At 56.8% G+C, this 26,040-nt stretch carries 25 protein-coding genes; 11 read left to right on the top strand and 14 right to left on the bottom strand.

What is annotated here, in order from left to right; translation table 11 throughout:
• Nucleotides 1–309: 309 nt before the first annotated feature.
• The 4 genes from Poly51_RS09490 (at nucleotide 310) to Poly51_RS09475 (ending at nucleotide 4,433) form a co-directional block, all read left to right on the top strand.
• Nucleotides 310–1,425, top strand: coding sequence for a D-TA family PLP-dependent enzyme (locus Poly51_RS09490; protein ID WP_146456631.1), 1,116 nt, complete (start codon nucleotides 310–312; stop codon nucleotides 1,423–1,425).
• Nucleotides 1,426–1,506: 81 nt separating this feature from the next.
• Nucleotides 1,507–2,829, top strand: a complete 1,323-nt coding sequence (locus Poly51_RS09485; RefSeq protein WP_146456629.1) for a glucuronyl esterase domain-containing protein — start codon at nucleotides 1,507–1,509, stop codon at nucleotides 2,827–2,829.
• Complete coding sequence (locus tag Poly51_RS09480; RefSeq protein ID WP_146456628.1) at nucleotides 2,829–4,004, top strand: 3-hydroxyacyl-CoA dehydrogenase family protein; 1,176 nt, start codon at nucleotides 2,829–2,831, stop codon at nucleotides 4,002–4,004. The genes Poly51_RS09485 and Poly51_RS09480 overlap by 1 nt, the downstream gene beginning before the upstream one ends.
• A gap of 177 nt (nucleotides 4,005–4,181) precedes the next feature.
• Nucleotides 4,182–4,433 carry a hypothetical protein gene (locus Poly51_RS09475; protein WP_146456626.1) on the top strand — a complete coding sequence of 84 codons (252 nt, stop codon included), beginning with the start codon at nucleotides 4,182–4,184 and terminating at the stop codon, nucleotides 4,431–4,433.
• 93 nt (nucleotides 4,434–4,526) lie between these two features.
• On the opposite strand, the gene Poly51_RS09470 is transcribed toward Poly51_RS09475, so the two are convergent.
• The 6 genes from Poly51_RS09470 to Poly51_RS09445 form a co-directional block, all read right to left on the bottom strand.
• Nucleotides 4,527–5,894: an MFS transporter gene (locus tag Poly51_RS09470; RefSeq protein WP_146456623.1), complete on the bottom strand. Its 1,368-nt coding sequence runs from the start codon at nucleotides 5,892–5,894 to the stop codon at nucleotides 4,527–4,529.
• 81 nt (nucleotides 5,895–5,975) lie between these two features.
• Complete coding sequence (locus tag Poly51_RS09465) at nucleotides 5,976–6,728, bottom strand: class I SAM-dependent methyltransferase (RefSeq protein ID WP_390621761.1); 753 nt, start codon at nucleotides 6,726–6,728, stop codon at nucleotides 5,976–5,978.
• Between the two features lie 19 nt (nucleotides 6,729–6,747).
• Entirely contained in the window at nucleotides 6,748–7,257 is a 510-nt protein-coding gene (locus Poly51_RS09460) for a Minf_1886 family protein (RefSeq protein WP_246114376.1), read from the bottom strand.
• Between the two features lie 35 nt (nucleotides 7,258–7,292).
• Nucleotides 7,293–8,204 carry a PSP1 domain-containing protein gene (locus Poly51_RS09455; protein WP_315853661.1) on the bottom strand — a complete coding sequence of 304 codons (912 nt, stop codon included), beginning with the start codon at nucleotides 8,202–8,204 and terminating at the stop codon, nucleotides 7,293–7,295.
• Nucleotides 8,197–9,234 (bottom strand): WD40 repeat domain-containing protein, encoded by a 1,038-nt coding sequence (locus Poly51_RS09450; protein ID WP_146456621.1) that lies wholly within the window; start codon nucleotides 9,232–9,234, stop codon nucleotides 8,197–8,199. The genes Poly51_RS09455 and Poly51_RS09450 overlap by 8 nt, the downstream gene beginning before the upstream one ends.
• A 55-nt stretch (nucleotides 9,235–9,289) precedes the next feature.
• Nucleotides 9,290–10,366, bottom strand: coding sequence for a prenyltransferase/squalene oxidase repeat-containing protein (locus Poly51_RS09445; RefSeq protein WP_246114418.1), 1,077 nt, complete (start codon nucleotides 10,364–10,366; stop codon nucleotides 9,290–9,292).
• A 303-nt stretch (nucleotides 10,367–10,669) separates the two neighbouring features.
• Between Poly51_RS09445 and Poly51_RS09440 the strand changes: the two genes are divergently transcribed.
• The 4 genes from Poly51_RS09440 to Poly51_RS09425 all read left to right on the top strand — a co-directional run bounded on the left by Poly51_RS09440 (nucleotide 10,670) and on the right by Poly51_RS09425 (nucleotide 13,420).
• Entirely contained in the window at nucleotides 10,670–11,122 is a 453-nt protein-coding gene (locus Poly51_RS09440) for a hypothetical protein (RefSeq protein WP_146456617.1), read from the top strand.
• A 145-nt stretch (nucleotides 11,123–11,267) separates the two neighbouring features.
• A complete protein-coding gene (locus tag Poly51_RS09435) occupies nucleotides 11,268–12,272 on the top strand; it encodes a sugar phosphate isomerase/epimerase family protein (RefSeq protein WP_146456615.1) in 1,005 nt (334 codons plus the stop codon).
• A 1-nt stretch (nucleotide 12,273) separates the two neighbouring features.
• Complete coding sequence (gene thiS / locus Poly51_RS09430; protein WP_146456613.1) at nucleotides 12,274–12,477, top strand: sulfur carrier protein ThiS; 204 nt, start codon at nucleotides 12,274–12,276, stop codon at nucleotides 12,475–12,477.
• Nucleotides 12,443–13,420, top strand: coding sequence for a thiazole synthase (locus tag Poly51_RS09425; RefSeq protein ID WP_146456611.1), 978 nt, complete (start codon nucleotides 12,443–12,445; stop codon nucleotides 13,418–13,420). Before thiS ends, Poly51_RS09425 begins: the two co-directional genes overlap by 35 nt.
• On the opposite strand, the gene Poly51_RS09420 is transcribed toward Poly51_RS09425, so the two are convergent.
• The 8 genes from Poly51_RS09420 to Poly51_RS09385 form a co-directional block, all read right to left on the bottom strand.
• On the bottom strand, nucleotides 13,417–13,677 hold the full coding sequence (locus Poly51_RS09420; protein ID WP_146456609.1) for a DUF202 domain-containing protein: 261 nt from the start codon (nucleotides 13,675–13,677) through the stop codon (nucleotides 13,417–13,419). The two genes, Poly51_RS09425 and Poly51_RS09420, sit on opposite strands and share 4 nt — an antisense overlap.
• Before the next feature lies 1 nt (nucleotide 13,678).
• Nucleotides 13,679–14,407: a class I SAM-dependent methyltransferase gene (locus Poly51_RS09415; RefSeq protein ID WP_146456607.1), complete on the bottom strand. Its 729-nt coding sequence runs from the start codon at nucleotides 14,405–14,407 to the stop codon at nucleotides 13,679–13,681.
• A gap of 88 nt (nucleotides 14,408–14,495) precedes the next feature.
• Nucleotides 14,496–15,536: an AAA family ATPase gene (locus Poly51_RS09410; RefSeq protein WP_390621760.1), complete on the bottom strand. Its 1,041-nt coding sequence runs from the start codon at nucleotides 15,534–15,536 to the stop codon at nucleotides 14,496–14,498.
• Nucleotides 15,533–16,924 (bottom strand): hypothetical protein, encoded by a 1,392-nt coding sequence (locus tag Poly51_RS09405; RefSeq protein WP_146456605.1) that lies wholly within the window; start codon nucleotides 16,922–16,924, stop codon nucleotides 15,533–15,535. Before Poly51_RS09405 ends, Poly51_RS09410 begins: the two co-directional genes overlap by 4 nt.
• Complete coding sequence (locus Poly51_RS09400; protein WP_146456603.1) at nucleotides 16,921–17,763, bottom strand: DUF4129 domain-containing protein; 843 nt, start codon at nucleotides 17,761–17,763, stop codon at nucleotides 16,921–16,923. The genes Poly51_RS09405 and Poly51_RS09400 overlap by 4 nt, the downstream gene beginning before the upstream one ends.
• Nucleotides 17,760–18,698 (bottom strand): hypothetical protein, encoded by a 939-nt coding sequence (locus tag Poly51_RS09395; RefSeq protein ID WP_146456601.1) that lies wholly within the window; start codon nucleotides 18,696–18,698, stop codon nucleotides 17,760–17,762. Before Poly51_RS09395 ends, Poly51_RS09400 begins: the two co-directional genes overlap by 4 nt.
• On the bottom strand, nucleotides 18,688–19,752 hold the full coding sequence (locus tag Poly51_RS09390; RefSeq protein ID WP_146456599.1) for a stage II sporulation protein M: 1,065 nt from the start codon (nucleotides 19,750–19,752) through the stop codon (nucleotides 18,688–18,690). The genes Poly51_RS09395 and Poly51_RS09390 overlap by 11 nt, the downstream gene beginning before the upstream one ends.
• Nucleotides 19,749–20,687, bottom strand: coding sequence for an RDD family protein (locus tag Poly51_RS09385; protein ID WP_146456597.1), 939 nt, complete (start codon nucleotides 20,685–20,687; stop codon nucleotides 19,749–19,751). The genes Poly51_RS09390 and Poly51_RS09385 overlap by 4 nt, the downstream gene beginning before the upstream one ends.
• 207 nt (nucleotides 20,688–20,894) lie before the next feature.
• Between Poly51_RS09385 and Poly51_RS09380 the strand changes: the two genes are divergently transcribed.
• From Poly51_RS09380 to Poly51_RS09370, 3 genes are all read left to right on the top strand, one after another.
• A complete protein-coding gene (locus Poly51_RS09380) occupies nucleotides 20,895–22,472 on the top strand; it encodes an Nramp family divalent metal transporter (protein ID WP_146456595.1) in 1,578 nt (525 codons plus the stop codon).
• Between the two features lie 110 nt (nucleotides 22,473–22,582).
• Nucleotides 22,583–23,809 carry a XylR family transcriptional regulator gene (locus tag Poly51_RS09375; RefSeq protein WP_146456593.1) on the top strand — a complete coding sequence of 409 codons (1,227 nt, stop codon included), beginning with the start codon at nucleotides 22,583–22,585 and terminating at the stop codon, nucleotides 23,807–23,809.
• 903 nt (nucleotides 23,810–24,712) lie between these two features.
• Entirely contained in the window at nucleotides 24,713–25,981 is a 1,269-nt protein-coding gene (locus Poly51_RS09370) for a DUF1559 domain-containing protein (protein WP_146456591.1), read from the top strand.
• Nucleotides 25,982–26,040: the final 59 nt, after the last annotated feature.

Genomic DNA, 26,040 nt, shown 5'->3' with positions numbered 1-26,040 from the left:
TCGCGAAACGAGAATCATCTCGTATCGATCTGGTTTTCATCATCTCGGTGTGCAGATCCGGCTTCTTTTCGGCGGTTGCGTCGTCGAATGTGGGCTAAACAACTCGCGTCGGGCAGGTAACCTGGGTGGCTGATTCGGTGTCGATCGAGACCGGAGTCCTTCCTCCGGCACCCGAACACTCGTAAAACAGGGCTCGGAAACGGAACCGTACACTGGTTCCGGGAGAGTATTACGTTGGCGGTCCCCCGCTGGCTTGCTCTGCTCGATCGTTTTTCAGGCAAATTTAGACATTGTGGTGAGGTTCCCTCCGTGGGTGGTCAGGATCGTTTCAACGCGAATCAAGTCAACGTCGACGCGCTCATCGATGTCCCGTCGCCTGGGTTGTTGATTCATCCCGCCACGATTGCGGCAAACATCGATCGAATGATCGAGATTGTCGGTGGGCCCCAGCACGCCGACCGCATACGTCCGCACGTCAAGACGCACAAGATGGCCGAACTCGTGCGCATGCAAACTGCGGCGGGGATCCATCGGTTCAAAGCCGCTACGCTGGCCGAAGCCGAAATGGTCGCTGTTGCCGGTGGGCGCGATGTCTTGATCGCCTATCCGATGGTGGGGCCAAATTTGAAACGGCTCGCCGAGCTTCGCGATTGCTATCGATCGACGTTGTTCTCTGTCATCACCGACAACATCGATGGCTGCGAAATGTTGTCGGCGACCTTCAGCGACTCGGCGCGGCCGCTTGGCGTCTTCATCGACGTCAACGGCGGGATGCACCGCACCGGCATCATGTTCGGGCCGGACCTGGATCGCCTGCGTTCGAAAATCGAATCGACGGTTGGGCTGAACTACAACGGATTGCACATTTACGACGGGCACATTCACGCCCCATCTCTTTCCCAGCGGGCCGAGCGTGCCCATCGGATTATTGAAACCGTCAAAGTTTACGATCGTCGGAATCCGTCGCAGCAGATCATTGCCGGAGGCGCGCCGACGTTTGCGATCTGGGCGGACCATACGGCTTACCAATGCAGTCCCGGTACGCCGCTGCTGTGGGACATCAACTACGAAGACTCCTATCCCGATTTGAAGTTCAACATCGCGGCCGTCCTGCTCACTCGTGTGGTTAGCAAGCCGGCGGCGAATCGATTGTGTCTTGATCTTGGGCACAAGGCCGTCGCATCGGAAATGCCACTTGAAAAACGCATTCGCCTACCCGAATTGCCCGATGCCAATCTGGTCGGCCACAACGAAGAGCATTTGATCATCGAAACGCCTCGCGCCGACGAATTCCCGCTTGGTCGCGAACTGATTGCCCTGCCCACTCATATCTGTCCGAGCGTCGCGCTGCATGCGTACGCGACGGTTCTTAAAAACGGTAAGGCGACGTCCGAACGATGGCCGGTGACCGCCCGAGATCGTTAAAGTGACTCGGGCTTTTGAAATCCGGTACCATTGCTGCAAGCGTTCCGATCCCAGGTGCGTGTCTAGGCCAATGATCTTCGAATGAAAGCCGAACTGATGATGACCCAAAGTTGCGGTTCTTTCGCGATGTTCGTAATTGTGGTTGCAACTGCATTGGGCGGCCGATTGCAGGCCCAAAACAGCGTTACTGCCGCGCCCCAGTGGTCGGCCGACTCTGATCTTGTTGACCAGCTTTCGACAAAACGCCCCGAGTTCAACTACGACGAGTCGAAAGTCCCCAACTACCGATTGCCGAATCCGTTGGTACTGCACAGTGGTAACCCGGTCATCGATGCGGCAACATGGAACTCCACTCGACGTCCCGAATTATTGGAGCTGTTCCGCAAACACGTGTACGGTCGACGCCCGGAAACCGAGTACTCGATTGCTTTCGATGTCGAGTCGGAATCGACGGTGTTGGATGGCGCCGCGGTCGGCCGAACCATGAAAGCCACTGTCTCGATCGGCCCGAGTTCGTTTCAGTTTCCGTTCGTCGTCTTTTTGCCGACCGAAAGCGATGATCCCGCCCCGGCATTCGTGTTCATCAACAATCGAACATTCCCCGCAGTTGCCGAAGTCACTGAAAACTACGATTCGTTTTATCCGGTCAAAGATCTGATCCAACGCGGTTACGCAACCGCATCGTTCTTCACGTCCGATGTGGATCCCGACCGGGCCGATGGTTATGCCGATGGCATTCGCGTTTTCTTTGCCGACGGACAGCCACCAACGGACGACGCCTGGCGCAGTTTGTCGGCGTGGGGTTTCGCGGCCAGTCGTGTGCTCGACTATCTGGAACGAATTCCGCAAGTCGATTCATCGCACGTTACCGTTGTCGGGCATTCGCGAGGAGGCAAGGCATCGCTTTGGGCGGCAGCCGAGGATCGCCGTTTTTCAGTTGCGGTCAGTAACCAATCGGGATGTGGCGGCGCGGCCCTGTCGCGCCGCGGCTATGGCGAAACGGTCGGCCGAATCACGGAAGTCTTTCCGCATTGGTTTTGCCCTCGATTCGCCACCTACGCCGCTGACGTAAACGGATTGCCCGTCGATCAACACGAACTGATTTCGTTGATCGCCCCGCGTGGTGTTTACGTGACCAGCGCCGACGAAGATCTATGGGCGGATCCGCGAGGCGAATATCTTTCGCTCGTTCATGCGGCGCCGGTGTTTCGGTTGCTGGGGAAAACGTCGATCGGCAACGACTTCATCGATGACCCGGATTTGCTTCAATACGCCAGTCCGCCGCCGCTCGATCAACCTCAGATTGTCGGCCAAACCGGTTATCACATCGGTGGCGGTCCTCACGGATTGACCCACGTTGATTGGCGTCGGATCATCGATTTCGTAGACGGGCTTCCGAAGTGATGATCAAGGGAATCGTCTTGGTCGGCGCCGGAACGGTGGGCCGCGCGATCTTGGCCGCGCATTTGGATGTCGGTGTTTCAGTCCACTTGGTGGACCGAGACGCCAATGCGATTCGTTCGGCGGCGGACGAAGTCAACCATGCGTTGCATCGGAGCGTCCCGGTAAGAGTGAGCGACGGTTTTAGCGTGGGTGATTCGTTGTCAGCCGTTTCGCTGGACTGTGGAAAAACGATGATTGAGACGCCGACGATCGTGATCGAGTCGATTGCGGAACGTTTGGATGTCAAACGGGCGTTTTTTGCGGACGCTGAAAAGTTGTTTGGTGACGGGGCGATCCTGTGCAGCAACACCTCGACCCTTCGCATCGGTGATATTGCATCGTCGCTTTTGCGGCCACAGCGATTCGCGGGGATGCACTTTTTCATGCCGGTCGACCAACGACCAGCAGTCGAAATCATCCGAGGCGCGGCGACGGATGATCGAACGATTTCGATTTGCGCCGAGCATGCATCGCGATTGAAGAAGGAACCTTTGATCGCCCCCGACACGCCGGGTTTCATTGTGAATCGGTTGTTGTCGCCCTATTTGAACCAGGCGATGTTGTTGTTGTGCCACGGAATCGCGGCCGAGCGAATCGAGCGGGCAGCACTTCAATATGGAATGCCGATGTCGCCGTTGGAGTTGATCGATACCATCGGCACACGGACGACTTTCGATGCCGGACGCGTCTACTGGCAATCATTCCCCCAACGAATCGCACCCGCGCCGATGTTGGGGAAAATGATCAAACGCGGACGAATGGGCAAAGCATCCGGCGGCGGTTTCTATGACTATGTCGACGGTGAACGCTCGGATGCCATTTCACCCGAAATTGCCGTATTGGCCGACACCTATCATCGTCCGATTGGCGAAGTTTCCGACATCGACCTGGTTCAACTGTTGGCCATTCCGATGCTGATCGAAGCTGCGGTGGTTCATCAAGAGGGACGCGTTACCTCGCTTGCCTCGTTTGACACGGCAATGCGAGGTGGCTTGGGTTTTTCGCCAAATCGTTCTTGGACGAAGTGGTTTGCCGATCGTGCGGATGGCGAGATTGTTCAGGCGATAGACCGTTGGAAGCAGGATTTCAAGTCCATGAACGGGGATTCCATCAGATTTGACTTCTTGACAGCCTGACTAATCGGTAGTTTTTTGGCCCATGGTCGTCAAATGTCCGCGAATACGGTTGTCGCGACTTGGCATTGGGGGGAAGGGCTTCATACTACGGGTTGACGTTTAAGGTGGACGTCACGCGGAGCGATGGATTGCGTCCGTTAGATTCGATCAATCGTTTGAAAGATGGAGAGTTTTGAGATGAAGTTAAGCATATTTAGTGTGGCATTCTTGGCGTGTACCCTGACCTTTGTTGGTTGCGAAACCGCTACCGACGAGATCAAGAGCGGCGCAAGCGACATCGCGGACACGGCGGGTGAAGTTGTTGACTCGGCCGCTGAAGCCACGGCTGACGCCGCAGGCGAAGTCAAAGATGGCGCCGAAGCGGGTGTGGAAGCCGTGAAAGAAACCGTCGGTGACGCTGCCGATGCTGTCAAAGAAGCCGTCGAATAGTCGATGCCCCTAACGGTTTAAATGGTTGATTCCACAAGAGCGTGAAGAGTGATCTTCACGCTCTTTCCGTTGGCGGATTCTGGCTAAACGATTTTACGAAGTCGGATCCGATGACGCCGGTTCCGATGAAGACGGACGAACTCGATCGTTGAATAGGACAACAAAACCGACTAACACGGCTAGCGCAAACAAAGCTGGTTTCATCCACAAAGATTTCCACTCGATCGCGGCCAATTCCGAGTGTCGCAGATCGTCCTTTTCTGCTGTCAGCGTGGCCAAAGACTCCGATGTCGCATTGGCTTTCGTAGCTTCATCGATCAACTTCGTTTTCGCAACGACTTGTTCGTTGAATTCCGTTGCCTGTTCGGTCGTGTGCTCACCTTCGATGTGGCCGGCGACCTGCGCACCGATCATCATTCCCAACCCGAGTGTCAGCATCACCAACAGCCCTTGGGCTTGAGCCCGCATTGCCGGGGGAGCCTTCTTGTCGGTGTAGATTTGGCCCGTCACGAAGAAGAAGTCATAGCAGATGCCGTGCAGGATGATCCCGCCGATAATCATCCAGCGAATTTGGTCTGTCGCCCCGAAGGCGAACAGTGCATAGCGAATTACCCAGGCCAGCATTCCGATCGCAAGCATCCACTTCACGCCCAATCGCTTGAAGAAGAAAGGCATGATCAGCATGAAGATGATCTCAGATGCTTGGCCAAACGACATCGTGAATCCGATCGGCAACTGGACCAGTTCGACGACGCGGCTGGCGATCTGGTAATAGAAAGCTAGTGGGATGCAAATCAGCATCGACGAAATCAAGAACACTGCATACGAACGGTCCTTCAGCATCGCCAGCGCATCGAGCCCAAACAATTGCCGGATGCTGACTTTCTCGTCCGACTTGACGGGCGGTGTATCGGGCAAAAAGAAGCTGAAGGCCCCCAACGCAATCGCCGCTCCCGCAGCAAGATAGAACATACCCACGTTGGTTTCGGTGCCGGTGAAAGTCAATGCAAGGCCGGCGGCGATCCAGCCGATGGTTCCCAGCACGCGGATGCCGGGGAACTCCGTTTCGGGATCCGACATGTTCTTCATCGCAATGGTGTTGGTCAGTGCAAGCGTCGGATAGTACGTCAGCATGTAGCCGAGAAAAAAGCCCCAGTTCAAAACCGAGGGTGACGGCGAATCACCCTTCATCATCGAAATCGCTGCGAACAGAATCACGCCACCGAGAAGGTGCAAGATTGCCAGCACTTTTTGGGCACTGAAGAAGCGGTCAGCAATCAAACCAACCAACAGTGGCGTGATCAATCCCGCGATAGGCCCCACCGAGTACGTGTTACCAAGGTCGGCGGCGTTGAACCCAATCGTTTGCAAGAAGTTAGGTGCGGTCACATACCACGAGCCCCACACAAAAAACTCCAAGAACATCATGATCGAAAGTTGGATTCGGACGACGGGATTCATGACGAGCTCGTTGGGTTTCTTGTGGTGCCATCGCAAACGATGGAAAGATACATGGGATGAACGGACGAACGGACATCTAGTTCAAGGGAACGGAGAAGCGTCGATCTTTTCAAGCGGACTGTCGTCGCGGGCAAAGAACATCAAGTGTTGCCAGGGAAGTTCGTTGTATTCACGAACCAACTTCAAACCATTCGCTTCGTACTCTTTGATGATTTGGGACTTCGACATCTTGTGCAGTGGTTTGATCGGCACGGCGGGATCTTCTTCGCGGTATTCAAGCAAGGCGACAACGCCTTCGGGTGCGAGTGATCGCCGGATTCCCCACAACATCGACTCGGGATGCGAAAACTCGTGATAGACATCGACCATCAATAACAAGTCGACTTCGCCCGAGGGCAGTTTCGGGTCATCAATCTCGCCGAGCACGGGCTTGATCTGCGGCAACTTCAATCGCCCTGAACGCTCGCGAAGCTTGTGCAACATTTCGCGTTGAATATCAACGGCCAAGACTTTGCCTTTGCTTCCGACGGCGCGAGCCATCGGCAAGGTCCAATATCCGTTGCCACAGCCCATGTCGCAAACGGTCATGCCGGGCGTGAGTTTCAATTGCAGAAACGATTCCGACGTACTTTCTTCTTCGTCACGTTCCGGGCGGATCAACCACGACGCACCCAAGTGCGACATGGGAGTCGCAAGAGTTCGGCCCAGATACTCGGTTCGCGCCTCTTCGACAGGCTTGGAATCCGATTCGGCGGTTGCTGGGAGTGCCGCATCTTGTGCGGTCGCCCGTGATGGTAAGCACGAGGGAATGCAAAGAAGCAGGCAGCAGCACACGAGCGATCGCGAGGAGAATTCAGTCTTCGTCTTTTTTGGTAACGAACTCGAACTCGGGTTCAAACGCATCGTCGAAGCAATAGACATCATCAAAATCCTCGCGGCGATCGGATTCACTTTTTCGCATCTGTTCGATACGAATCAGATTGTAGACCAAATCGCCGAAGTCGCCCGTACGTTCGACACCCCAATTCGCGAGAACCATCTTGGCGAGATACCCGTATTGTTGCAGCGCGTACATGCGACATGCTTGACACAGTTGTTGACCGGTGACGTGCCGCGCGTCGACGTCCTGGTCAGTCTCTTCGGTATCCGAAAGCGTCGGCGTCGTGACTTTGTCCATGTTTTCGTGCGCGTACTGCAAGGCCTCGCGAATGAACTGGTACGCTTCGATTTTATAACGCGTGTCCTCGGCCAACAGTTCTCGCATCGCTTGCAACGGAGACTTCATATCGAACTCGTCGGGGTGCATAGAGTCGGGTAGTAGCGGATCGTGGATCGGAATCGGTTTTCGTTGATGACCGGGCATGACGCTTCCAAGGTTGGATGACTTGATGTTTGGAGCTACGACGAAGTATCCGGATCTACATCTTTGTTCGGTTTTCTCGCTCGACTTCGACGTGGTTTCCCAAGTTCTTCGCCGCGTTTCACGATGCTAAGCACATCGTCCGCCGAGATCAGGACTCGCCGATGGTCATCCGTCTTGACCGTCAATTGCCGGGACAGGATGTCTTGTGCGACGACCGTCACGTTGCCGTCTCGCGTCAAGACAACACTTCCGGGCGGTGGTAATTCCTTCGCCAACGATTCGTAAGTGTCAAACTCGTAACGTAAGCAGCATTTCAACCGACCGCAACGTCCCGAAATCTTTGACGGATCGAGCGTCGCTTTTTGCAGCTTGGCCATTTTCATGGACACGGGCGGCATCTTGCTAAGAAACGTTGCACAACAGATCGGTTGGCCACAGTCGCCGTAGTCCGCCAACAGTTTGGCTTCGTCACGTACGCCGATTTGCCGCATCTCGATTCGCGTCTGAAATTCCTTGGCAAGGTCACGAACCAATTGGCGGAAATCGACACGTTCTTCGGCTAAGAAGTACACCACCAGTCGTTCGCCACCAAGAATACGTTCGACGTCAACCAATTCCATTTTTAGTCGCAGTGCATCGACACAGCGATTGGCGACCTGCAAGTCATCGACCGTTTTCGTTTCAAGGTGACGCCATTGGGAACGATCGTCGTCGGACATCGAACGGACGATACGGCCCTGCGTCGGTTCGGTCATCGAATCCAACGCCGTCGGCGTCGCTTCACAGAGGACGGTTCCGATTTCGGTACCGCGATCGGTCCGTACGATCACATCGTCGCCGTAACGATAACGCTGCTTGGAAGTCATTACGCCTAGAATACGCATCGATCCGCAGCGGACAACGTACTGGGGCGTTTCGGCCGAACGGTCGGAAATCGCTTCAATCATGGGTTTTCGCCGTCGGTTCCGCGTTGGCTGGTTGCGAGTCGGCGGGTTGGGGTGCCGTCCAGTTCCATGATCGGCCCGCTGTGACGACGCCGCTCTTGCGAGTGCCGACCAACAACTGGCCATCGCCGTTCCACGCCAACGACCAAACGCCGCTGGGGGCCGTCATCGGATCGGAAGATGCGCCGGGGAAATGCAGTTTTCCACCCACTTCACTGGCGACGACTTGCCCGCCGGGCGAAACGGCGATCTGGGTGATCCAGTCGCTGCCCTCGGCAACGCTTTCCGCTTTCGCACCGTCGGTCGCATCGACGCGATAAAGGTGTCGATCACCGCTGCCCAGCAGCAACTGTTTGCCATCGTTGACGAACGCAATGCACCAGGCCGGTTCGGCATTGATTTCGATCTTGCCTACGGATTCCAGTTCGGGCCACGACAGCAAATGCACGTGGCCACCGCCATCACATGCGGCGACTTGTTTTCCGTCGGGCGAAACGGAAAGTCCGGTAACGGCGTGCCCATCCAGTTCGACGGACTTGCGAACCTTGCCTTCGGCCAGATCCCAAGCGAACACTTTGCCCGCCTCGTTACCGGCAACCAAGGACTTTTGGTCGGGCGTGATTGTCAGTGCTTGGCACCATCGCTCGAAGGCTTTCTCGTGCAACTTCGCATCGCTTTCGCCGCGATTCATCGTCATCAGATTGCCGCGATAATCAACGCTGGCGATGGTGGATCCGTCATCGGTGACGACCAATCGCCAAACCGCGGCCGGGTGTGTATACAGCTTTGTCAGCTTCGACGGATCCGACGCATCGAACGACACGACATCGGCGGGACGCAACAACAGGCCGGTGGCTGTCGAGGCGGCGAACTTGCCCTCGTTGCCAAATTTCGCGATCGAGGTGACCCAAGTGGAATCGACATTCGGGGCGGCAGCAACTTCCTCGCATCTCGCAAGACTTCCCACGCCCATCGACGCCAATGCGAAGGCGCTCATCGACGCAACGATCTGCTTCATCCAACTTCGAGTCATCCGCTTATCCCTTCGGGTTTCGATATTTTGACAACGTTACGCTTCGGCAGCGGCATCACTGTTCGCTGGCAAAGGCCAATGCCAACAAAGCGTAAGCGGTGACGAGGTTGCGGTCACCTTCCATCCATCGGTCGTTTTCGGAGTTCACCCACGATCCGTCGTTCTGCTGATGTCGGGCCAACGTTCTTACCAATTCTTCTCGCCAAACGTGTGGCTGGCCCGATGCATCGTCCAATGTTTCGATTTCCGCAACGTCGAGCGCTTTGCCGAACGTGTGGTAATAGTAGAACAGACCAGCCGTTCCCATGCCGGGGTTGGCGTCGAGCGAGTAGTTTTTGCGAATGAAGTCCATCGCAGCGACCACCCGAGGATCGTCCTTGGTGAGCCCCGCATGAATCATGCTTTTCAGTCCCGCGTATGTCATCGACGCGTAGCTGCGCAGCCCACCACCATCGGATTCACCCGCCTGACTTTGCCCTCCGGCGGCCGGCGTGTAATAGAAACCGCCGTCGCCAATGTCGTCGGCATGTTCGGTATCGTTGCCTTCACCGGCTAGGTTTTGCGTTCGGATGACGAACTTCAACGCCTTCTGGATGGACTCGTCATCGGCGTCATTGCCCAGTTCGCGGAGTGCGTCGATCAGGAACGCCGTGTTGGAGAGGTCTGGCCGTGAGTGGCTGCCATAGCCTGCACCACCATAGGCCGCGTCGGCCGGCGTGACGCCTTCGTCCTCGTCCCACTGGATGCCCTTGAGAAACAGTTCGGCTCGCTTGAGCACGCTGTCGAATTTGTGGTCACCGTTGGCTTTGATCAGGGCACCAACGGCGACCGAGGTTTCGTAGTTCTTCCACTTCGACCCGGCCGCATAAATGCCGCCATCGGGTTGGATTTTGCTCTCGATGAAGTCGATGGCTTTCTTGACAGCGGGATCGTTTACTGCCGCAGGGCGGTGTTCAAGAATCGCGCGAACGCAAAGGCCTGTGACCGCTGCGCCCGTTTCGGGGCTGAAGGATCCGTCGTCCGCTTGCCCTCGGTTTTTCAAGAACTCGATACCGCGATCGGCCAATGTATCAATCGAAATGGTCGCTGAATCGTCGGTAGAAACGTCTTGGGCAACCACGGCGTCGCGCATCACGCCAACACCGAACAGGGTAACCGCAACGAAACAAACGAAAGCTTGGCGAAAGAAAACGTAACGCATCAGTCGGATTCCAAAATTGAAAGAGCTGTTTTTGAGCGGACGGGTTGACCAGTCATCCGAATCAACGAACTCGGACAAGAGTGCCCAAACCGCAAAATCCATTCCGTCGGCGTCAGTGTTCGAGCCGAGCCCCGGATCTTAGCCGCTGAGCGACCCCGATGCAGCGGCGCCGTTCGAGATGCCGAACAAACGATAGGCGGAAATATCCTTTTCTTGCAATTGATCACAGATTCCATGTCAGACCGACCCACCTACCGATTCGACTCGGCCGCCACTTCAGTGCCGCCGCGTACCAATCGGCGTGTGGCCCGAGTGAAGGTGGAAAAAGCATCCGTCATCGGCGGAAAACCCGACAGTGGATCGGGACGGGCCAGCGGCACGGAATCGACGTTCTCGGCCAGCGGTACGGAATCGACGTTCTCGGCCAGCGGCACGCCCGCTGACGATTGGCTGCGCCTGCACGCCGCGGAACTGATCGATCACTTGCAGGCGTGGTCGATGGACTTGGATGCACGTGAAGCCCAGCTCAATTCGCGGTCATCGCACCAGGACCACCGCGAGCGGCAATTCCGGCTGATTCAGCAGGACGCCACGGCCGAATTAGCGGAAAAACAACGGGCGATCGATCGAATTCGGACGGAAATCCACGCCCAGGCCCGTCGAATGGCGTTCGGCGGGCACGAATGATCCGTCGCGGCGAAGGAAACGGGTCGCTCGCGCAACTTTCGCCCGGGTTGTTGCAGGAAGTCGCCGAGGCAGCCAAAATGTCGGCCTTCGCGACATTTTCGAAATTCTATTTTAACCCGCCACGGCTCATCCCCCGGAGACCTCGATGCCTCGTCCCGTCACTCTATTTACTGGCCAATGGGCCGACTTGCCGATCGAAGAGATGGCCCGCATGACCGCTGGCTTCGGCTACGACGGAATCGAGCTGGCGTGTTGGGGGGACCATTTCGAAGTCGACCGCGCCCTGGCCGAAGATGATTACTGCGACAATCGACGCAAGTTGCTAGACGACGCGGGGTTGCAGTGCCACGCGATCAGTGCGCACTTAGCCGGTCAAGCGGTGCTCGATAATATCGACGCTCGCCACAAGTCGATTCTGCCGCCTTACGTTTGGGGCGATGGGGATCCCGATGGAGTGAACAAGCGAGCCGCCGAAGAATTGAAAAACACGGCTCGTGCGGCACAGAAATTTGGCGTCGATGTTGTCAACGGTTTCACCGGCAGCAGCATTTGGCACCTGCTCTACTCGTTCCCGCCCGTGCCTCCGGCGATGATCGATGCCGGGTTCGATCTGCTTGCCGAGCGGTTCAATCCGATCTTGGATGTGTTCGGCGAGTGCGGCGTTCGATTCGCATTGGAAGTCCACCCGTCGGAAATCGCGTTCGACATCTACACGGCCCAACGTGCACTCGAAGCACTCGACCATCGCGCCGAATTCGGTTTCAATTTTGACCCCAGCCACTTGATCTGGCAGGGCGTCGATCCGGTCCAATTCATTCGCACGTTTGCCGACCGTATCTATCACGTCCACATCAAAGACGCGATCGTCAAGCTGGACGGCAGCGCCGGCATTTTGGCCAGCCACTTGAACTTCGGCGACTACCGACGTGGTTGGGATTTCCGCAGCCCCGGTCGCGGCGGTGTCAATTTCGAAGAGATCATCCGTGCCCTCAACGACATCGGTTACGAAGGACCACTGTCGATCGAATGGGAAGACTGCGGCATGGAGCGAACATTCGGAGCCCGTGAAGCGTGCGAGTTCACCAAGAAGCTGGACTTCTCGCCATCCAACCGCGCCTTTGACGCCGCTTTCGACGAAGCGAACGATTGAGTTGATTAAAATCACTGTCAACGGCCGAGCCGTCGAGATCGAATCCGCCATGTCGGTCAAGCAATTGCTCGACACGGTTGAAGTGCCGCCCAACTATTTGGCGGTCGAAGTCAACGGTGATGTCGTTCCTCGCGAAGACTATGCCGCTACTTTGGTAGGGCCCGGTGACGATGTCGAAGTCGTTACGTTGGTCGGCGGCGGCTAGGCTAGGGCGATGTGACTACTCGTTGCTGCAACTTCATTTCCCATTCGTTCCAACATCGCATCTGAATCACTTGGCACGCCGCTTGTCCACCGATCCGAACATCCCTGATGACCGTCCACTGACCATCGGATCGCACACGTTGGCCAGTCGTATGATTGTCGGCACCGGTCGGTACGATTCGATGGAGCAGATGCGAGATTCGCTCGATGCGTCGGGCGCCGATTGCGTGACGGTGGCGGTGCGTCGCGAGCGGTTGTATGACAAGACGGGCCAGAACATTCTCGATTTTTTGGATCTTGATCGGTACATCCTGTTGCCCAACACGGCGGGATGTTACACGGCGGCCGACGCGATCCGAGCAGCCAAACTGGGCCGAGAAATACTGCGAACGCTCGGTAACGCCGGCGCCGACTGGGTCAAATTGGAAGTGCTGGGCGACAGCAAAACGTTGCTCCCGGATCCGACGGAAACATTGAACGCGTGCCGCGAACTTGCCGCCGACGGTTTCCAAGTGCTGTGCTACACCAGCGATTGCCCCGTCACGGCCCAGAAGCTAAAGGCCGCCGGTGCTGCAAGCGTCATGCCGGCCGGCAGCCCCATCGGAAGCGGGCAAGGACTGTTGAACGTCAACAACCTGAAGATCATTTTGGAATATCTAAAAGAAGATGATCCGGATTACCCCGTCATCATCGACGCAGGTGTCGGCACGGCAAGCGACATCAGCGAAGCGTTTGAATTGGGCGCCGACGGCGTGCTGCTGAACACCGCGATCGCGCATGCACGCGACCCGATTCGCATGGCCCGTGCGATGAAGTACGCGACGTTGGCCGGGCGTGACGCTTTTCTTGCCGGTCGCATCCCCAAACGTCTCTATGGCACCGCAAGCAGTCCCACCGAAGGCGTCATCAGTACTCGCCCCTACGGTTCCGCCGCACGCGACTAGCTCCGGTGCAATCGCTTGCGTAGAACGGCGAACCTGGTTGCACCAACGAAGGCGACCAATATGCCGACGGCACCAAATCCCCAGCCCGCAATATGAATCAACATCGTATCGGGGAAGAACTTGATCAACGTCGCTCCTGTGGCCGATACCATCAGTGCCGTTCGGCCGTAAGCCAGCAGCGTTCGCTCGTTCGCCAAGTCGGTACGGACGAGTGCCAGGTCATCGCGGCGCGAGGCATCGGGGTCTTGTTCGGGCATGCTAAGACGCGTTTCGAGGGAATGCAGCGGGTTGTCCGAACCAATCGGGATAAAATCCTTCGCGGACGGCTAGCAAGATTGCTTTGCCATGCAAGTGTTCGGGGCCGTGCGTGTAATCCCATTCCTGGCGTTCCTCGTATCGAAGCACGCGCAGTCGTGACTTCGGATCGACCGCCCATGACGCCAGCTGGTTGGGGCGAAAGTAATTGATCACCGCGCCCGCCGTCTCGCTGATGGGGGCGTCGCTATCGCAACCGGGGTGCTCGGGACTGCCCGGATCCTCGGTCGTGTGAACTTCGACAAACAGCATCCCCGTGTCGGTGAGCGCCTCGGTCATTTGGCCCCAAACACGCATCGCGTCGGCGGCGGGAATGTGGTCCAACACGGTCGTCGCGACGATCGCGTTATACGTGTTCGCCGCAAGCGCCACGTCGCGCACGTCAGCTTCTTTGGTCGTCACGCGATTGGCGACACCGCCGGACTTGGCCCGCTCGTGGATACGTTCAAGCCCACGGCCACTTAAATCCACCGCCGTGACATCAAACCCTGCTGCCGCAAGCGCCACCGTATCGCGACCAGCGCCGGCGCCTAAGTCGATCGCGCGACCACCACCGTCGACCTGGTCCAAAAATGCAGCGATCGCCGCCGTTGGCTCGTCACCATAAGCGACGTTCTTGCGGTCATAAGGTTCGAAAAAAGGGTCAGCCGAGTGGCTCATGTCAGTCGTCATTCATCGGACATTGGTTGGCGGGACAAAATACTGGCGGGCATAAATACTAACGAAGAACCGCTAAACCGCCCACCAACGCAACGGGGTTCTAGTCGCGAGGCACCTCGATGCCTCGAATCAGATTGCTCAGTTCTTCGTCCGCAGTGCGGCCTTCGATTTCCGCTTCGGCTGTCAATTCGATCCGATGACGCAGCGCCGGGATCGCGATTTCGACGACGTCATCGGGCACCGCGTAGTCGCGTCCGCCGAACGCCGCCAATGTTCGTGACGCTTGCATCAACGCCAATCCGGCGCGTGGGGAGGCGCCGATGTGGAACGCGGGCCACGTTCGCGTCGCACGAACAATTTGATTGATGTAGTCAACCAAACTCTCTTCGATTCGCACGGTACCGCACAATTGCATGACGTTCAAAATTTGTTCCGGATTGGTGATGGTCATCACCTCATCGCGCAGTCGCTGGTTCAAGTCGATCTGCTTGCTGTGCATCTTTAGAATCTCAGCCTCCTGAGCGGCTGATGGATAGTCGACGCGCAGCTTGAACATGAACCGGTCCAGTTGGGCTTCGGGCAGGTTGTAGGTGCCCTCACTTTCCAACGGGTTCTGCGTCGCCATCACCAAAAACGGACGCGGCACTTGGTGGCTGGTTCCGTCGACCGTGACGCGGTACTCCTGCATGATTTCCAAGAGCGCCGCGTGAGTCTTTGCGGGCGATCGGTTGATCTCGTCCGCCAATAAGAATTGAGTGAACACGGGGCCGGGACGAAAACGAAACTCGCTCTTTTGCATGTCGTACACCGGCGCACCGGTGATGTCCGACGGCATCAAGTCGGCGGTGAATTGGATGCGTCCGAATTCACACCCCAGCGTTCGACCGAGTGTCCGTACGAAAAGCGTTTTCCCTAAGCCCGGTACCGACTCGATCAACACGTGGCCGCCGGAAAATAGGGCGGTCAATGTGCCGAGGACCAGTTCATCTTGGCCGACATAAAGCTTTCCGATCTCGCCAGCGATCTTTTGATACAGTTCGCGAACGGGTGCGAATCGTTCGGATATCTGCGGCGCAGTCGAAGCTGAAACCGGCGGCGGTGCAACAGGATCCGAACCGGCGGGTGGGAGCGGGCTATTCAAGAGATTTCCTCGTCGGGGGAGATTGGTTCGCTGGGTGGACTCGGCGGGGCGGTTGCCGGTTTTTCGGGCGGAACATTTTTCCATCGTGCGCCTAACGATGGAAGCGGTGCCGATTGGACTTGATCCTTGATTTGATCAGCAAGGACCCATGGACCCGATGTTTCGCCTCGCACGCGTTTGAAGTATTCGCTGATTCGGGCACGCGCATAGTCTTCGCCGCCGGCTCGGTTCATCAGCCCGGCCACCGCGTCCAAGTGATCGCCGAAGTGAGTATGTTCGGACGTATGGACGCGTTTGGGGCGTCCCAGAATCGGCCAAAGCATCAGACAGATCACAAACCCCAGCAGTGCACCGTGCATCGTCACCAACGACAAGGGCCAAACCGTCAACAGTTCCATGCCGGATGCGACGGGGACTCCCGGTGTCGACTCGCTGACGGGAACGCCCATCCAATCACTGGTCAAAAAACCGGCGACGGGACTGGCAACACCCGATGGCGTCGATTCGTTCACAATTTTGGCGGCCAGCTTCGCATTGGCTTGATGGGCCAGCGCAAAGTTCGTCAGCAGCGACCCGCCGGCGACGACAAGAATCTTAGAGCCTTTCCATTTCGTTGATCGGATCTCTGCGACGACGCTATCGTCGCCATGCGAGACGAACGATCGGAAGGTCGTTTCGGTTTTCGAAGGCACGACCGTAGCGCCGCTTGAAAAGCCCGGTGAACTGGGGCCGGTCGGGCCCGTCGGGACGAATCCTGTCGCCGGCGGAACAACGACTGTGGAATCGTAGGGCTCGACGGAGAACTCCGCGAACAACCCGGTGCTGGTTTTGTCGCCACGTGTTTTCTCGGCAAGGTCCGATGACCATTCGCCCTTGATCACGTCGACGTCGATGCGGTGTTCAAGCGGTTGGACCTGAAACCAGCCGTTGCTGGGCATCGCTTTTCGATTCAGCCGCCAGATCATTCGTTGGTTGATGCTTTGCCCGGCCCGTTTGCGATACTCGATTCGTTGCGCCGGTTCCGCGAGCCGGCTGGCCTCGATCCAGTAGTCTGCTTCGCTGCCGCTGTCGGGCACCACGTACACCAATGTTTTATTGCCTTTGGCCAACCATCGTTCGAACCATTTTGTCACATCACTGTCGACGCCATCCATCAATTGCGGCGTCCAAACGATCGCATCGCTCGTACCGACGCGATCGGTCAATCGCGAAACATCGCGTGCGCGGAACCCCGAGAGTTCGTAACTGTTTCGTAACGCGCCAAACCCGTTCAAACTAGATTGACCTTTCAAGCCTTTCGACTCACCGTAGTCCGTAACCAAGTCCGAACAGCCCGACGTCGCGATCAGCAGCAACACGACTAGCGAATAGATGTATTGTCGGTTCATACGGCGGCCCCCATTCGGACGCCGATGCCATTTTCCATGGCGGAGTTGGATTGCCAAAGCGCGTCGAATTCGTCCTCCTTGATGACGTGCCGACCGAAATAGGATCGTTCGAACGCATCGACGGTAAGCTGTAATTGGTCCCCGCAATGGGGATCGGCGGATCTGGTTTCGCGAACATATTTGCGATTCGTTTTGCCGCGGTTGAGCCGCAGCATGCCGACACGATCCAACGACAGCAATTGGTGTCCGAATAATAAGATGATCGCTTGATCGAACAGTCCTTCTTTCATCAATCGTTCCGCTTCGGTTCGTAAGTTCACGTCGGTGCGTCGAAGTTCGGCTGGGAGATGCTTCATGCGTTGGATCATTTGCTCATCGATCGTTCCGTCTTGGCCGGACCCGCGCCGGGATGCGGCATTGCCGGCCAAGTCGAGTTCCGCCTTGCTCATCGTGTAAAGCACCAACCCGATTGCGGCCGCAAACAACGTGATCAGCAATCCCCAGCCCAACAGGTTGCCAATCGTCAGCCCAGACCCAAGAACGCCGGTTCCACCGCTGGTCGCGCTCGTTGGTGTCTTTGGTTTCGCGACCTTGTCCGGCTTGGGCAACCATCGGCTCGAACGATTGAGTGAATCGTCTTTTCGGACTTTTACATCGACCGGAGTGACCGAATTTTGGTCCGAGTCATACCAAACCGAGTCAGCGATCGCTTCGCTTTCGATCTTTGCACGCGTATCCGACGATTGCGCCTGCGTGGTGTTTGAAATCGTTAACCCGATGACCATCGCCAACGCGGCAACTTGATGCGACATCGCTGCGTGGGGGCGTGCGGCGGTCATGACACCGCCTCGGCGACGGGGACGTCGACCTGATCGCCGAATTGTCGAATCGCTTCGGCGCGCACGGACAATTCGACTTCCCAGCCTTCCAGACGGATGCGGGTGTCCAAATAATTGAGCAAGCGAACCAGAACACTGAACCCCGCGACGATCCAAAGGGCCAGCGGATACATCACCAGCAAGACGATCAAATCCAAAAACTGCCACTGCCCGATCGTGATCCCTCGTGCCCACATCAGCGTGTAAAACACGCTGAAGAACAGCACGGTCACTACGAACGAGACCGAAACGAACCGTCCGCTCATGTCGCTGGCGACCGGGCCGTGAAGCGATTTCGATCGGCGGCGAGCCGTGATCACATGTTCGTCGTCCGACCGGATTGGGCACTGTTCCAGCATCAGGATTTCAGGAAGAAACGGGCGAGCCGCGCGGACCAACGTGATCATGATCAGCGCGGTGATCGGCACCAACACATCCCAAAAAGCAGACACCGGTTGCCCCCAGCGGACCGCCAGCATCACCATGATCGGAATCGCCAATCGGATCACCGCCAACGCCATGAACCATCGGCCGAATTGCCGCTTGGCTTCGGAAAAAACGGTAGACCAAGTGGGTCTTTGTTCGAAAACCGCTTGTCCCAAGTAGACGGTTGTCATCACACCGGCCGCGGGAGTCTGGGCGATCACCAGGATTGCCATCCAAGACAAGTAGCGAAAAATTTCAGCCATCGCTTCCTCGTCGTCCAGTCCGTAACCCGCTTCGACGATCGGGATCCAGCTCAACAAAATCGCGTTGACGATTGCCCATGGCAGTGCGCCAGCGGTAAACCCGATCAACAGCGATGTGGGGTAACGACGGATCATCACCATCGCCAAGTCACCGATCTCTGACAATGATCGCAAACGAATCACGACATGGGTTTGATCAAGCTGCATCGATGGCTCCTTCTTCATCCGACCATGGCGAACGCGGCGTGTCGGACTCGACCGAACGTCGCGTGAAACCGTCGCGAGGAAACCCGAGAACGACGAAGTAGAAACTGATCATGCCCGATGACATGATCGCCCAAGCCGCTTTGACCAGGTACGGTGCGGGGCTGGGCGAAAGGAAGCCTTCGGTGAACGCCGCCAACGTGAACAGGATGGCCGATGCAACCATCACCGGCACCGAACGCAGTGCATTAACTCGCAACGAATCGGCGCGCGAGAGTCCTGCGGTGTAAAAAAGCCCGACACCCAGACGCAGTCCCGCCGCCGCCGACAACGCGATCGCTGTCAATTCGAAGGGGCCGTGAGCGGTGACGAAGTGATAAAAATTGTCACCACCGACCGCACCCTCGCGGCCCATGTAGCCGAAAACCGTGCCCAAGGTGACTGCATTGAATGCCAAAATGAACAAACACGGAATGATCAATATTCCGTAAGCGAAACACTGAAGCCCGATGCCCGTGTTGTGCATGATGTAGAAACCGGCCATCGGGACGTAGTGGTCCAGCGACCCCGATATCGGTTTTTCGTACATCTCTTCCATTTGTTCCAGCTGGGTCGAGCCCACCATCGCTTCGGCGAATCCGGGGAATTTATCCTCGTTCAGCCCCATGTAGATCGACAGGGCGAACAACCCGAAGAACACGATCGTGGCGATGCGGACGCATGGATCGGCAAAGATTTGCTGGGGAGCCTCATGGAAAATCGTGTTGAACCATCGACTCGGTTCAAATTTGTTGGCTCGGTAAAGCTGGTTGTGTGAACGAGCGACCAAGCGGTGCAGGTATGTCACCGTGCCGGGCGGTAACTGGTAGGCGTCTGCCAGCGCCAGGTCCGCGCAGGCGGATCGGTACAGTTCCGAGAATCGCGAAACACCTTCGGCGCCACGATGATGAGCCGCGCCGGCTTTGTCGGTTCGTCCTCGCGACTCCATCGCGTCACAAAGTGCTTCCAATTCCGACCATTGCACTCGCCGTTTTTCAAGCAGGATGGCAACGTTCATTGAAAAACCTCCGGTGCAGTCGGATGTAACGTCGATGTGGAATCGGCCGGCGCCGGTTTTCCTGCGTCACGAAGAAGCGGGCTGTACCCGGCAAATGGACCCAGATCAGGTGGTTCCGCCGACGACTCGGACAGAAACGTTTTGTAGTACAACGCGTACATCAACAAGTCCGGATCGATGTCGGCGCGAAATTCGAACCGTTCGATCAACGGCACGGTCAAGTGACGCGCGACTTCGCGGCGACGAGCCGGCGTCAAATAGTGGCGGCGTTCAGCGTACACGGCCAAGGTTCTTGCCATGCTGCGTGAGACTCGATAGTCGCCCGGAAAAAACGAAGCCAACGCGGCGACTCGCGGATCATCGACCTTCGCGATCGGCAATCTCCACGCGCGTTCATCAACAATGACCATGGTTCCGGCCGCCAAATCGCCAAGTCGCTGCAACCGGCGCGTCAACAGCATCGTTGCCAATCCGATCATCCCGGTGGGGATGATGAACACGGGGGGGACTTCATCTGAAAAGCTGGTCAGCGCGGCGACGGGAGCCAAGTCGGCGATGCGGAGCAGATTACGCAGAAACGCACGTTTCGCGTTGATCGGGCGACCTTCGGTATCGATCGCGCGAATCCCGACCGACCACTTGCCGATCGTTCTGCCGTTGAAAACCGTCTCCATCACGGTCCCATAGAACCAACTGATGCCGAAATAGACCAGAAAGCCGGCCGCCGTCGCGAACGGGCCCAGCAGTTGAAAGTCGATCAAGCCACCGACCAAATAAATTCCCAACACGACGATCACAATCAAAACCCAGCGAACGGCCAGGTCGATCAAGTAAGCCGGCAATCGCCGGAAAGGCCCTGCCAATTGGTAGTCGAACGCGATGTTCTCGGGTGTGACTACCGCGATCGTCGTATCGAGTGCTTGTGATGCAGCCATGCAGCGGAGGGTCGAGCGTACGAGTGGTGGGGCCGGATGGTAAAACGACGAACGATCCGCCGAGGATCATTATCGGTGCCAACCACCCCGCTTTGCAACGCGGGGGCCTCAAACGTGTTAAAACGCTTTGAAACCCCCAAAGCGACGCATCGATCCGGATTCCGGTCGGTGTAATGCGCCCATCGACCAAGATCGTTTCCTATTCTCATGACCGAAACGCCGACAAAGTTGCCGAAGTCTCAAACCACCGAATCAACGACTGACGAGTCAACGACGTTGGACCCGCCCACGCGGATTCCGAACATCATTCGATGTGTCGGCCCCGGCTTGATCGTTGCCGGTTCGATCGTGGGTAGCGGCGAACTGATCGCGACGACCAAGACGGGCGCCGAAGCCGGTTTCAGTTTGCTGTGGCTGATCGTGTTGGGCTGTGTCGTGAAAGTTTTCGCACAGGTCGAATTCGGACGTTACGCCATCGTCAGCGGCAAAACGACGTTGATGGCGTTGGACGAAGTCCCCGGACCGCGGTTTCGCGGTCGTGGAAATTGGTTGGTGTGGTATTGGATGGTGATGTGGTTGTGCAGCATCAGCCAGTTGGGCGGCATCGTCGGCAGCGTCGGCCAAGCCTTGGCGATCGGAGCGCCCATCACGAAATCGGGAGCCGACTACAACGAAATCGCCGACGCCCAAACCTTGCTGCAATTCGAACGGTTCGCGAATCGAAACAGCGAAACCGGCGAGGAAGCTTTCGTACCGACAACGACGGATGCGGAAATCGAATCTCGATGGGAAGCCTTTCGATCGCAATATGGTGACAACACGTCGACGGCCGACGCGGCGATTTGGGCGACGGTGATTGCGATCGTTACGAGTTTGATTCTGTACAACGGTCGCTACGGAATGATCCAGTCCTTGTCGACCGTATTGGTCGCGTCCTTCACTTTGTTGACCGTCGTCAACCTGTTCTTGTTGCAAGACCAACCTGATTTTCGCGTCCGATTTTCTGAGTTCATCAACGGTCTAAAATTCCATTTGCCGACCGCCAGCGGCAACGCCCGGCCGATTGGCACGGCGCTAGCGACGTTTGGAATCATCGGTGTCGGTGCGGCCGAGCTTGTCGTTTATCCGTATTGGTGCTTGGAAAAAGGCTATGCACGTTTCGTGGGCAAGAATGATGGTTCACCCGAGTGGGCCGCCCGCGCGTCGGGATGGATGCGAGTCATGCGGGTCGACGCTTGGGGCGCGATGGCCGTCTACACGTTTGCGACGATTGCTTTTTACCTGCTGGGCGCTGCCATTTTGCACCGCGTCGGATTGAATCCCGAGAAAGACAATTTAGTGCGAACGTTGGCGGTCATGTTCGTACCGGTGTTTTCAACATGGGCGTCCTCGATCTTTCTGTTCGGCGCCTTCGCAGTTCTGTATTCGACCTTTTTCGTTGCCAACGCGTCACACGCGCGTACGTTTTCGGATGCAATGCGAGTGATCGGATTGATCGACGATGACGCCGTGACAAGGGCAAAGTGGATCCGCTGGCTGAGCGGCGGATTTCCGATTCTGTGTTTGATGATTTACTTGGTTTTTCCCGCTCCGGCGCAGTTGGTGCTGTTAAGTGGCGTCGCGCAAGGCATCATGTTACCGATGTTGGCCGGCGCAGCTTTGTATTTCCGATACAAACGGTGCCCGCCATCACTAACGCCCGGTGCGTTGTGGGACTTCATGCTTTGGCTCTCGGCCGCCGCCATGTTGGTGACGGGACTGTGGACGGTATGGGCCCAGTTTTGAGCTTGCCGAAACGATGCACCGCTACGGTATCGCCATTCATTGATCTTTGACGATAAATTTGCCGGACCATTCGTCCGGCAACTGCATCTATCGTCAGCCAGAGCGTTTTTATGTCCAATTCCGCCGCGAAGAAAACGAAGAGCCCAATCGAGCCGAAGCAGATTCTGCTATTGGTTGAGTCGTCTCGTGCCTATGGGCGAGGATGCTTGATGGGCATCGCGTCGTACATTCGGGCTCACGGACCTTGGCAGGTGTTGCACCTCGAACGAGGTCTCGAAGAACGTGTGCCGGCGTTCTTGCACGCCCAACGCTTTGACGGCGTGATCGCTCGAATTGAGAACGAAACGTTGGCCAAATCAGTTGCCAAGTTGAAAATCCCCACCGTTGATCTGCGAGGCGTCGTCGTACCCGCCAACGGAGTCATGTTTGATACGGATCCAGAGGCGTGTTCCGAATTGGCATTCGAGCATTTTCGCCAGCGAGGGTTTCAGCGTTTGGCCTACTGTGGATACAACGGCGTGCTCTTTTCCGACCAGCGGCGCGACGCGTTCCTGCGTCTGTGCGAAGCGCAGAACCTCACACCGCTTGTTTACGACGCAACCGTCGAAAACGAGATCTTCAAGTCGAAAATAAAAGGAGGAATCGTTCAACGCGAAGCTCAAGCGGAACTGCCCGAACCCGCGTTGGTCGAGTGGTTGCGGGCTTTGGTTGGGCCGGTCGGGATCTTTGCCTGTAACGATGTCCGTGGTCGCCAGGTGCTTCAGGCAGCCACGCTTGCGGGGCGTCGAGCACCCGATGAAGTGGCCGTGTTGGGAGTGGACGACGATGAAGTGATTTGTGAGCTCGCCAATCCGCCGCTAAGTAGCATCGAACCGGACACGCAACGAATGGGTTTCGAAGGCGCGATGGCGCTCGATCGTCTGATGGCCGGCGAACCGATCCAGGATCGCCAAATTCTGATTCCACCGCGCCGTATTTCGGTACGGCGCTCGTCGGACTTGTTGGCGATCGACGACCAGGAGGTGGCGGCGGCAGTCCACTTCATCCGCGAACACGCGTGCGAGGGCATCAGTGTCAAGCAAGTCGCCGATGCGGTCGCGATCTCTCGTGTCACCTTGGAACGACGCTTCCGGGCTATTTTAAACCGCAGCCCACGCGAAGAAATTGAACGCGTTCGGATCGACCAGATTCGCCTGATGCTGACCCAAACGCGATACAGCTTGATGCAGATCGCGACGATGACCGGATATCGATCCGACGCCCACTTGGTCACAGCATTTCGACGACACGAAGACTGTGCACCCGGCGAGTATCGTCGCCGCTTCAAAAACTCGTGATTCGACTACTGCTCCAATTGTGACCTACTGCATCTCGCGCCACCGGATTGATGCAACGAATCCATGGATTTAAAAGCAAGTGAAACTGAATTCTGAATTGTGAGGCGATTAAAAAATTTTGAAAGCAAATCGAGCATCTCCCGCGGCGGCCGAAGGCTATCTTATTTCGTGGCGGTTTTGTGCATTTCGGACTTGATCGTCATAATGCGAGTCAGTTGCAACGCGTGCTTGGCCCATGCCTTGGTGGAGGTTCGGCCTGCGTCGGCGAAACCGACTTCGATCTGTCGAATGGTTCCGCAATCACGGCACTCCATACGAGGCAGCGCGGCCACTACCACCGATGCTTTCAAGTGAATGGGAGAAGCCTTGAATTCCCTCTGTTTGGCTCCCCGTCGCAACACACCGTTACTTTGGCAGGCAGGGCAGCAGATCGTTCCTTCAGTAAACTGGTCATGGAACCGCGTCACGCCTTGGACGAACCCTATCCGCGTTTGCTGGTAGCCACGAATAGCGAAGGATTGATACACAGGCTGGTAAACATGCCGTTTTCCAAGGAAGACCTCAGAAATCTCCCACAGAGGATGGCGTGACTACTCTTTTTCGTCCAGAAGCTCCGCCAAAGTTCATTCTGCCTTCGCGCACTCTTTCGTCGGATGAGCCGGGTTTTCGAGTTCTTCAAGAAGTCAAGACTGCAGGCTTCGCTTGATGAAGGTCTAGCGGAGTTGCTTTGGGGGGAAGCTCGCGAGACGTTGACGTGGCTTTGAAATGTTTATGTCGCAAAAATGAAAGTTTTTCTTAATATCGATCGCTATTATGGCTACCTGGAGGGCCTGCTTTCCGCCACACGCGGTGAGATGTCGCCTCCAATTGATTTCGTAATACCGTATTTTTGGAGATTCACAGATGGCGAAAACGAGGAAGAGCGGTTTCACGCTCGTCGAGTTGTTGGTGGTGATTGCAATTATTGGAGTGCTTGTCGGGCTGTTACTGCCCGCTGTTCAGGCGGCTCGTGAAGCTGCGCGGCGAATGAGCTGTAGCAACAACTTCAAGCAGCTCGGTTTGGCGCTGCACAATTATCATTCGGCCTACAAGCAATTCCCCATGCACGGGTCTGGGACGATCGAGCGAGGTCCTGCTGTAGGACCGATCTACGCTGGTCCTGGCGCACCGGGCTGGGCAGTGAAGTGGTCCAATTGGATCAATTCCAACGCGATGAACCTTAGCGCCCACGTGGGCATGCTGCCGTTTTGCGAGCAACAAGCGTTGTGGGAGCAGATTTCCAACCCGTTGTGGCAGGACACCAACAATAACGGCACGATAGATGCCGGCGAACAGTATAACGCCATGGGGCCGTCGCCGTCGGCACCCAACGGTGCGGCGTACATTCCGTGGTTGACAAACGTTGTCACGTTCCGTTGTCCCAGCGATCCGGGCGTCGGATTGCCCGGCCGCGGTCGCTTGAACTACGCCGTGTGTGGTGGTGACAGCAGCAAGCATGCTTACTACGGTCAGCGAAATCCGGCGCTGGAATCTCAGGGTAGCACCCGACCGATTGCTTGGTTCGACGGTACATGGGCGACCAGCGGAAGCGTTCAAACCGACGGACGCTCCTCGATGCGAGGTGTCTTCGGAACTCACCACCGCAGCAAGTTCCGGGACATCCTCGATGGAACGTCCAACTCGATTGCAATGGGTGAAATCATTACCGATCTCGGCGATCGCGACGTTCGCAGCGCCCAGCGGTTGCGAGTTCTGCACAGTGCGGCGGGGATCGATATCGATCTTTGCGACGGGGACATCGATCCGCTGCGTCCGCAGTTTTGGCAGGACGGGCTTGCCGTTTCGTCGGGCGTCGAAGCGCGTGGAATGATTTGGGCCGCGATGGCACCGCTGTACTCACAGTGCTTTACCATCAAACCCCCAAATAAATTGGTGTGTGCCCAGAACCACTTGAACCCAGGCGTCCACGGCATGAGCAGTCGTCACCAAGGTGGTGCTCACGTTCTGATGGCCGACGGAGCCGTCAAATTCATCACCGATTCGATCGAGGCCGGAAACCAGAATGCGTTTCCTGTCGACATCAACAACCAACCAGGCGCAGCTAGCCCGTTCGGTTTGTGGGGAGCGCTGGGAAGCGTTCGTGGTAAAGAAACGATCGAAGAAGAACTGTAGTTCCAGTTTCTTCGAGCCGTTTTTTGCTTCAAAGAATTCGGGTGCGACAATCCGCATGG

The sequence above is a fragment of the Rubripirellula tenax genome (assembly GCF_007860125.1).
Taxonomy (GTDB): Bacteria; Planctomycetota; Planctomycetia; order Pirellulales; family Pirellulaceae; genus Rubripirellula; species Rubripirellula tenax.
Note: the sequence above shows the minus strand (reverse complement) of the source record. Positions and strands in the feature narration are given on the sequence as shown.

Bases quoted from the DNA above. Each gene is read 5' to 3' on its own strand.
- Poly51_RS09480 (WP_146456628.1), top strand. From the start codon at position 2,829: ATGATCAAGGGAATCGTCTTGGTCGGCGCCGGAACGGTGGGCCGCGCG.
- Poly51_RS09435 (WP_146456615.1), top strand. From the start codon at position 11,268: ATGCCTCGTCCCGTCACTCTATTTACTGGCCAATGGGCCGACTTGCCG.
- Poly51_RS09385 (WP_146456597.1), bottom strand. From the start codon at position 20,687: ATGGCTGCATCACAAGCACTCGATACGACGATCGCGGTAGTCACACCC.
- Poly51_RS09380 (WP_146456595.1), top strand. From the start codon at position 20,895: ATGACCGAAACGCCGACAAAGTTGCCGAAGTCTCAAACCACCGAATCA.
- Poly51_RS09475 (WP_146456626.1), top strand. From the start codon at position 4,182: ATGAAGTTAAGCATATTTAGTGTGGCATTCTTGGCGTGTACCCTGACC.
- Poly51_RS09460 (WP_246114376.1), bottom strand. From the start codon at position 7,257: ATGCCCGGTCATCAACGAAAACCGATTCCGATCCACGATCCGCTACTA.
- Poly51_RS09450 (WP_146456621.1), bottom strand. From the start codon at position 9,234: ATGACTCGAAGTTGGATGAAGCAGATCGTTGCGTCGATGAGCGCCTTC.
- Poly51_RS09425 (WP_146456611.1), top strand. From the start codon at position 12,443: ATGTCGAAGTCGTTACGTTGGTCGGCGGCGGCTAGGCTAGGGCGATGT.
- Poly51_RS09440 (WP_146456617.1), top strand. From the start codon at position 10,670: ATGTCAGACCGACCCACCTACCGATTCGACTCGGCCGCCACTTCAGTG.
- Poly51_RS09405 (WP_146456605.1), bottom strand. From the start codon at position 16,924: ATGAACCGACAATACATCTATTCGCTAGTCGTGTTGCTGCTGATCGCG.
- Poly51_RS09415 (WP_146456607.1), bottom strand. From the start codon at position 14,407: ATGACGACTGACATGAGCCACTCGGCTGACCCTTTTTTCGAACCTTAT.
- Poly51_RS09400 (WP_146456603.1), bottom strand. From the start codon at position 17,763: ATGACCGCCGCACGCCCCCACGCAGCGATGTCGCATCAAGTTGCCGCG.
- Poly51_RS09370 (WP_146456591.1), top strand. From the start codon at position 24,713: ATGGCGAAAACGAGGAAGAGCGGTTTCACGCTCGTCGAGTTGTTGGTG.
- Poly51_RS09455 (WP_315853661.1), bottom strand. From the start codon at position 8,204: ATGATTGAAGCGATTTCCGACCGTTCGGCCGAAACGCCCCAGTACGTT.
- Poly51_RS09420 (WP_146456609.1), bottom strand. From the start codon at position 13,677: ATGCCCGAACAAGACCCCGATGCCTCGCGCCGCGATGACCTGGCACTC.
- Poly51_RS09445 (WP_246114418.1), bottom strand. From the start codon at position 10,366: ATGCGCGACGCCGTGGTTGCCCAAGACGTTTCTACCGACGATTCAGCG.
- Poly51_RS09485 (WP_146456629.1), top strand. From the start codon at position 1,507: ATGAAAGCCGAACTGATGATGACCCAAAGTTGCGGTTCTTTCGCGATG.
- Poly51_RS09390 (WP_146456599.1), bottom strand. From the start codon at position 19,752: ATGAACGTTGCCATCCTGCTTGAAAAACGGCGAGTGCAATGGTCGGAA.
- Poly51_RS09375 (WP_146456593.1), top strand. From the start codon at position 22,583: ATGTCCAATTCCGCCGCGAAGAAAACGAAGAGCCCAATCGAGCCGAAG.
- Poly51_RS09395 (WP_146456601.1), bottom strand. From the start codon at position 18,698: ATGCAGCTTGATCAAACCCATGTCGTGATTCGTTTGCGATCATTGTCA.
- Poly51_RS09470 (WP_146456623.1), bottom strand. From the start codon at position 5,894: ATGAATCCCGTCGTCCGAATCCAACTTTCGATCATGATGTTCTTGGAG.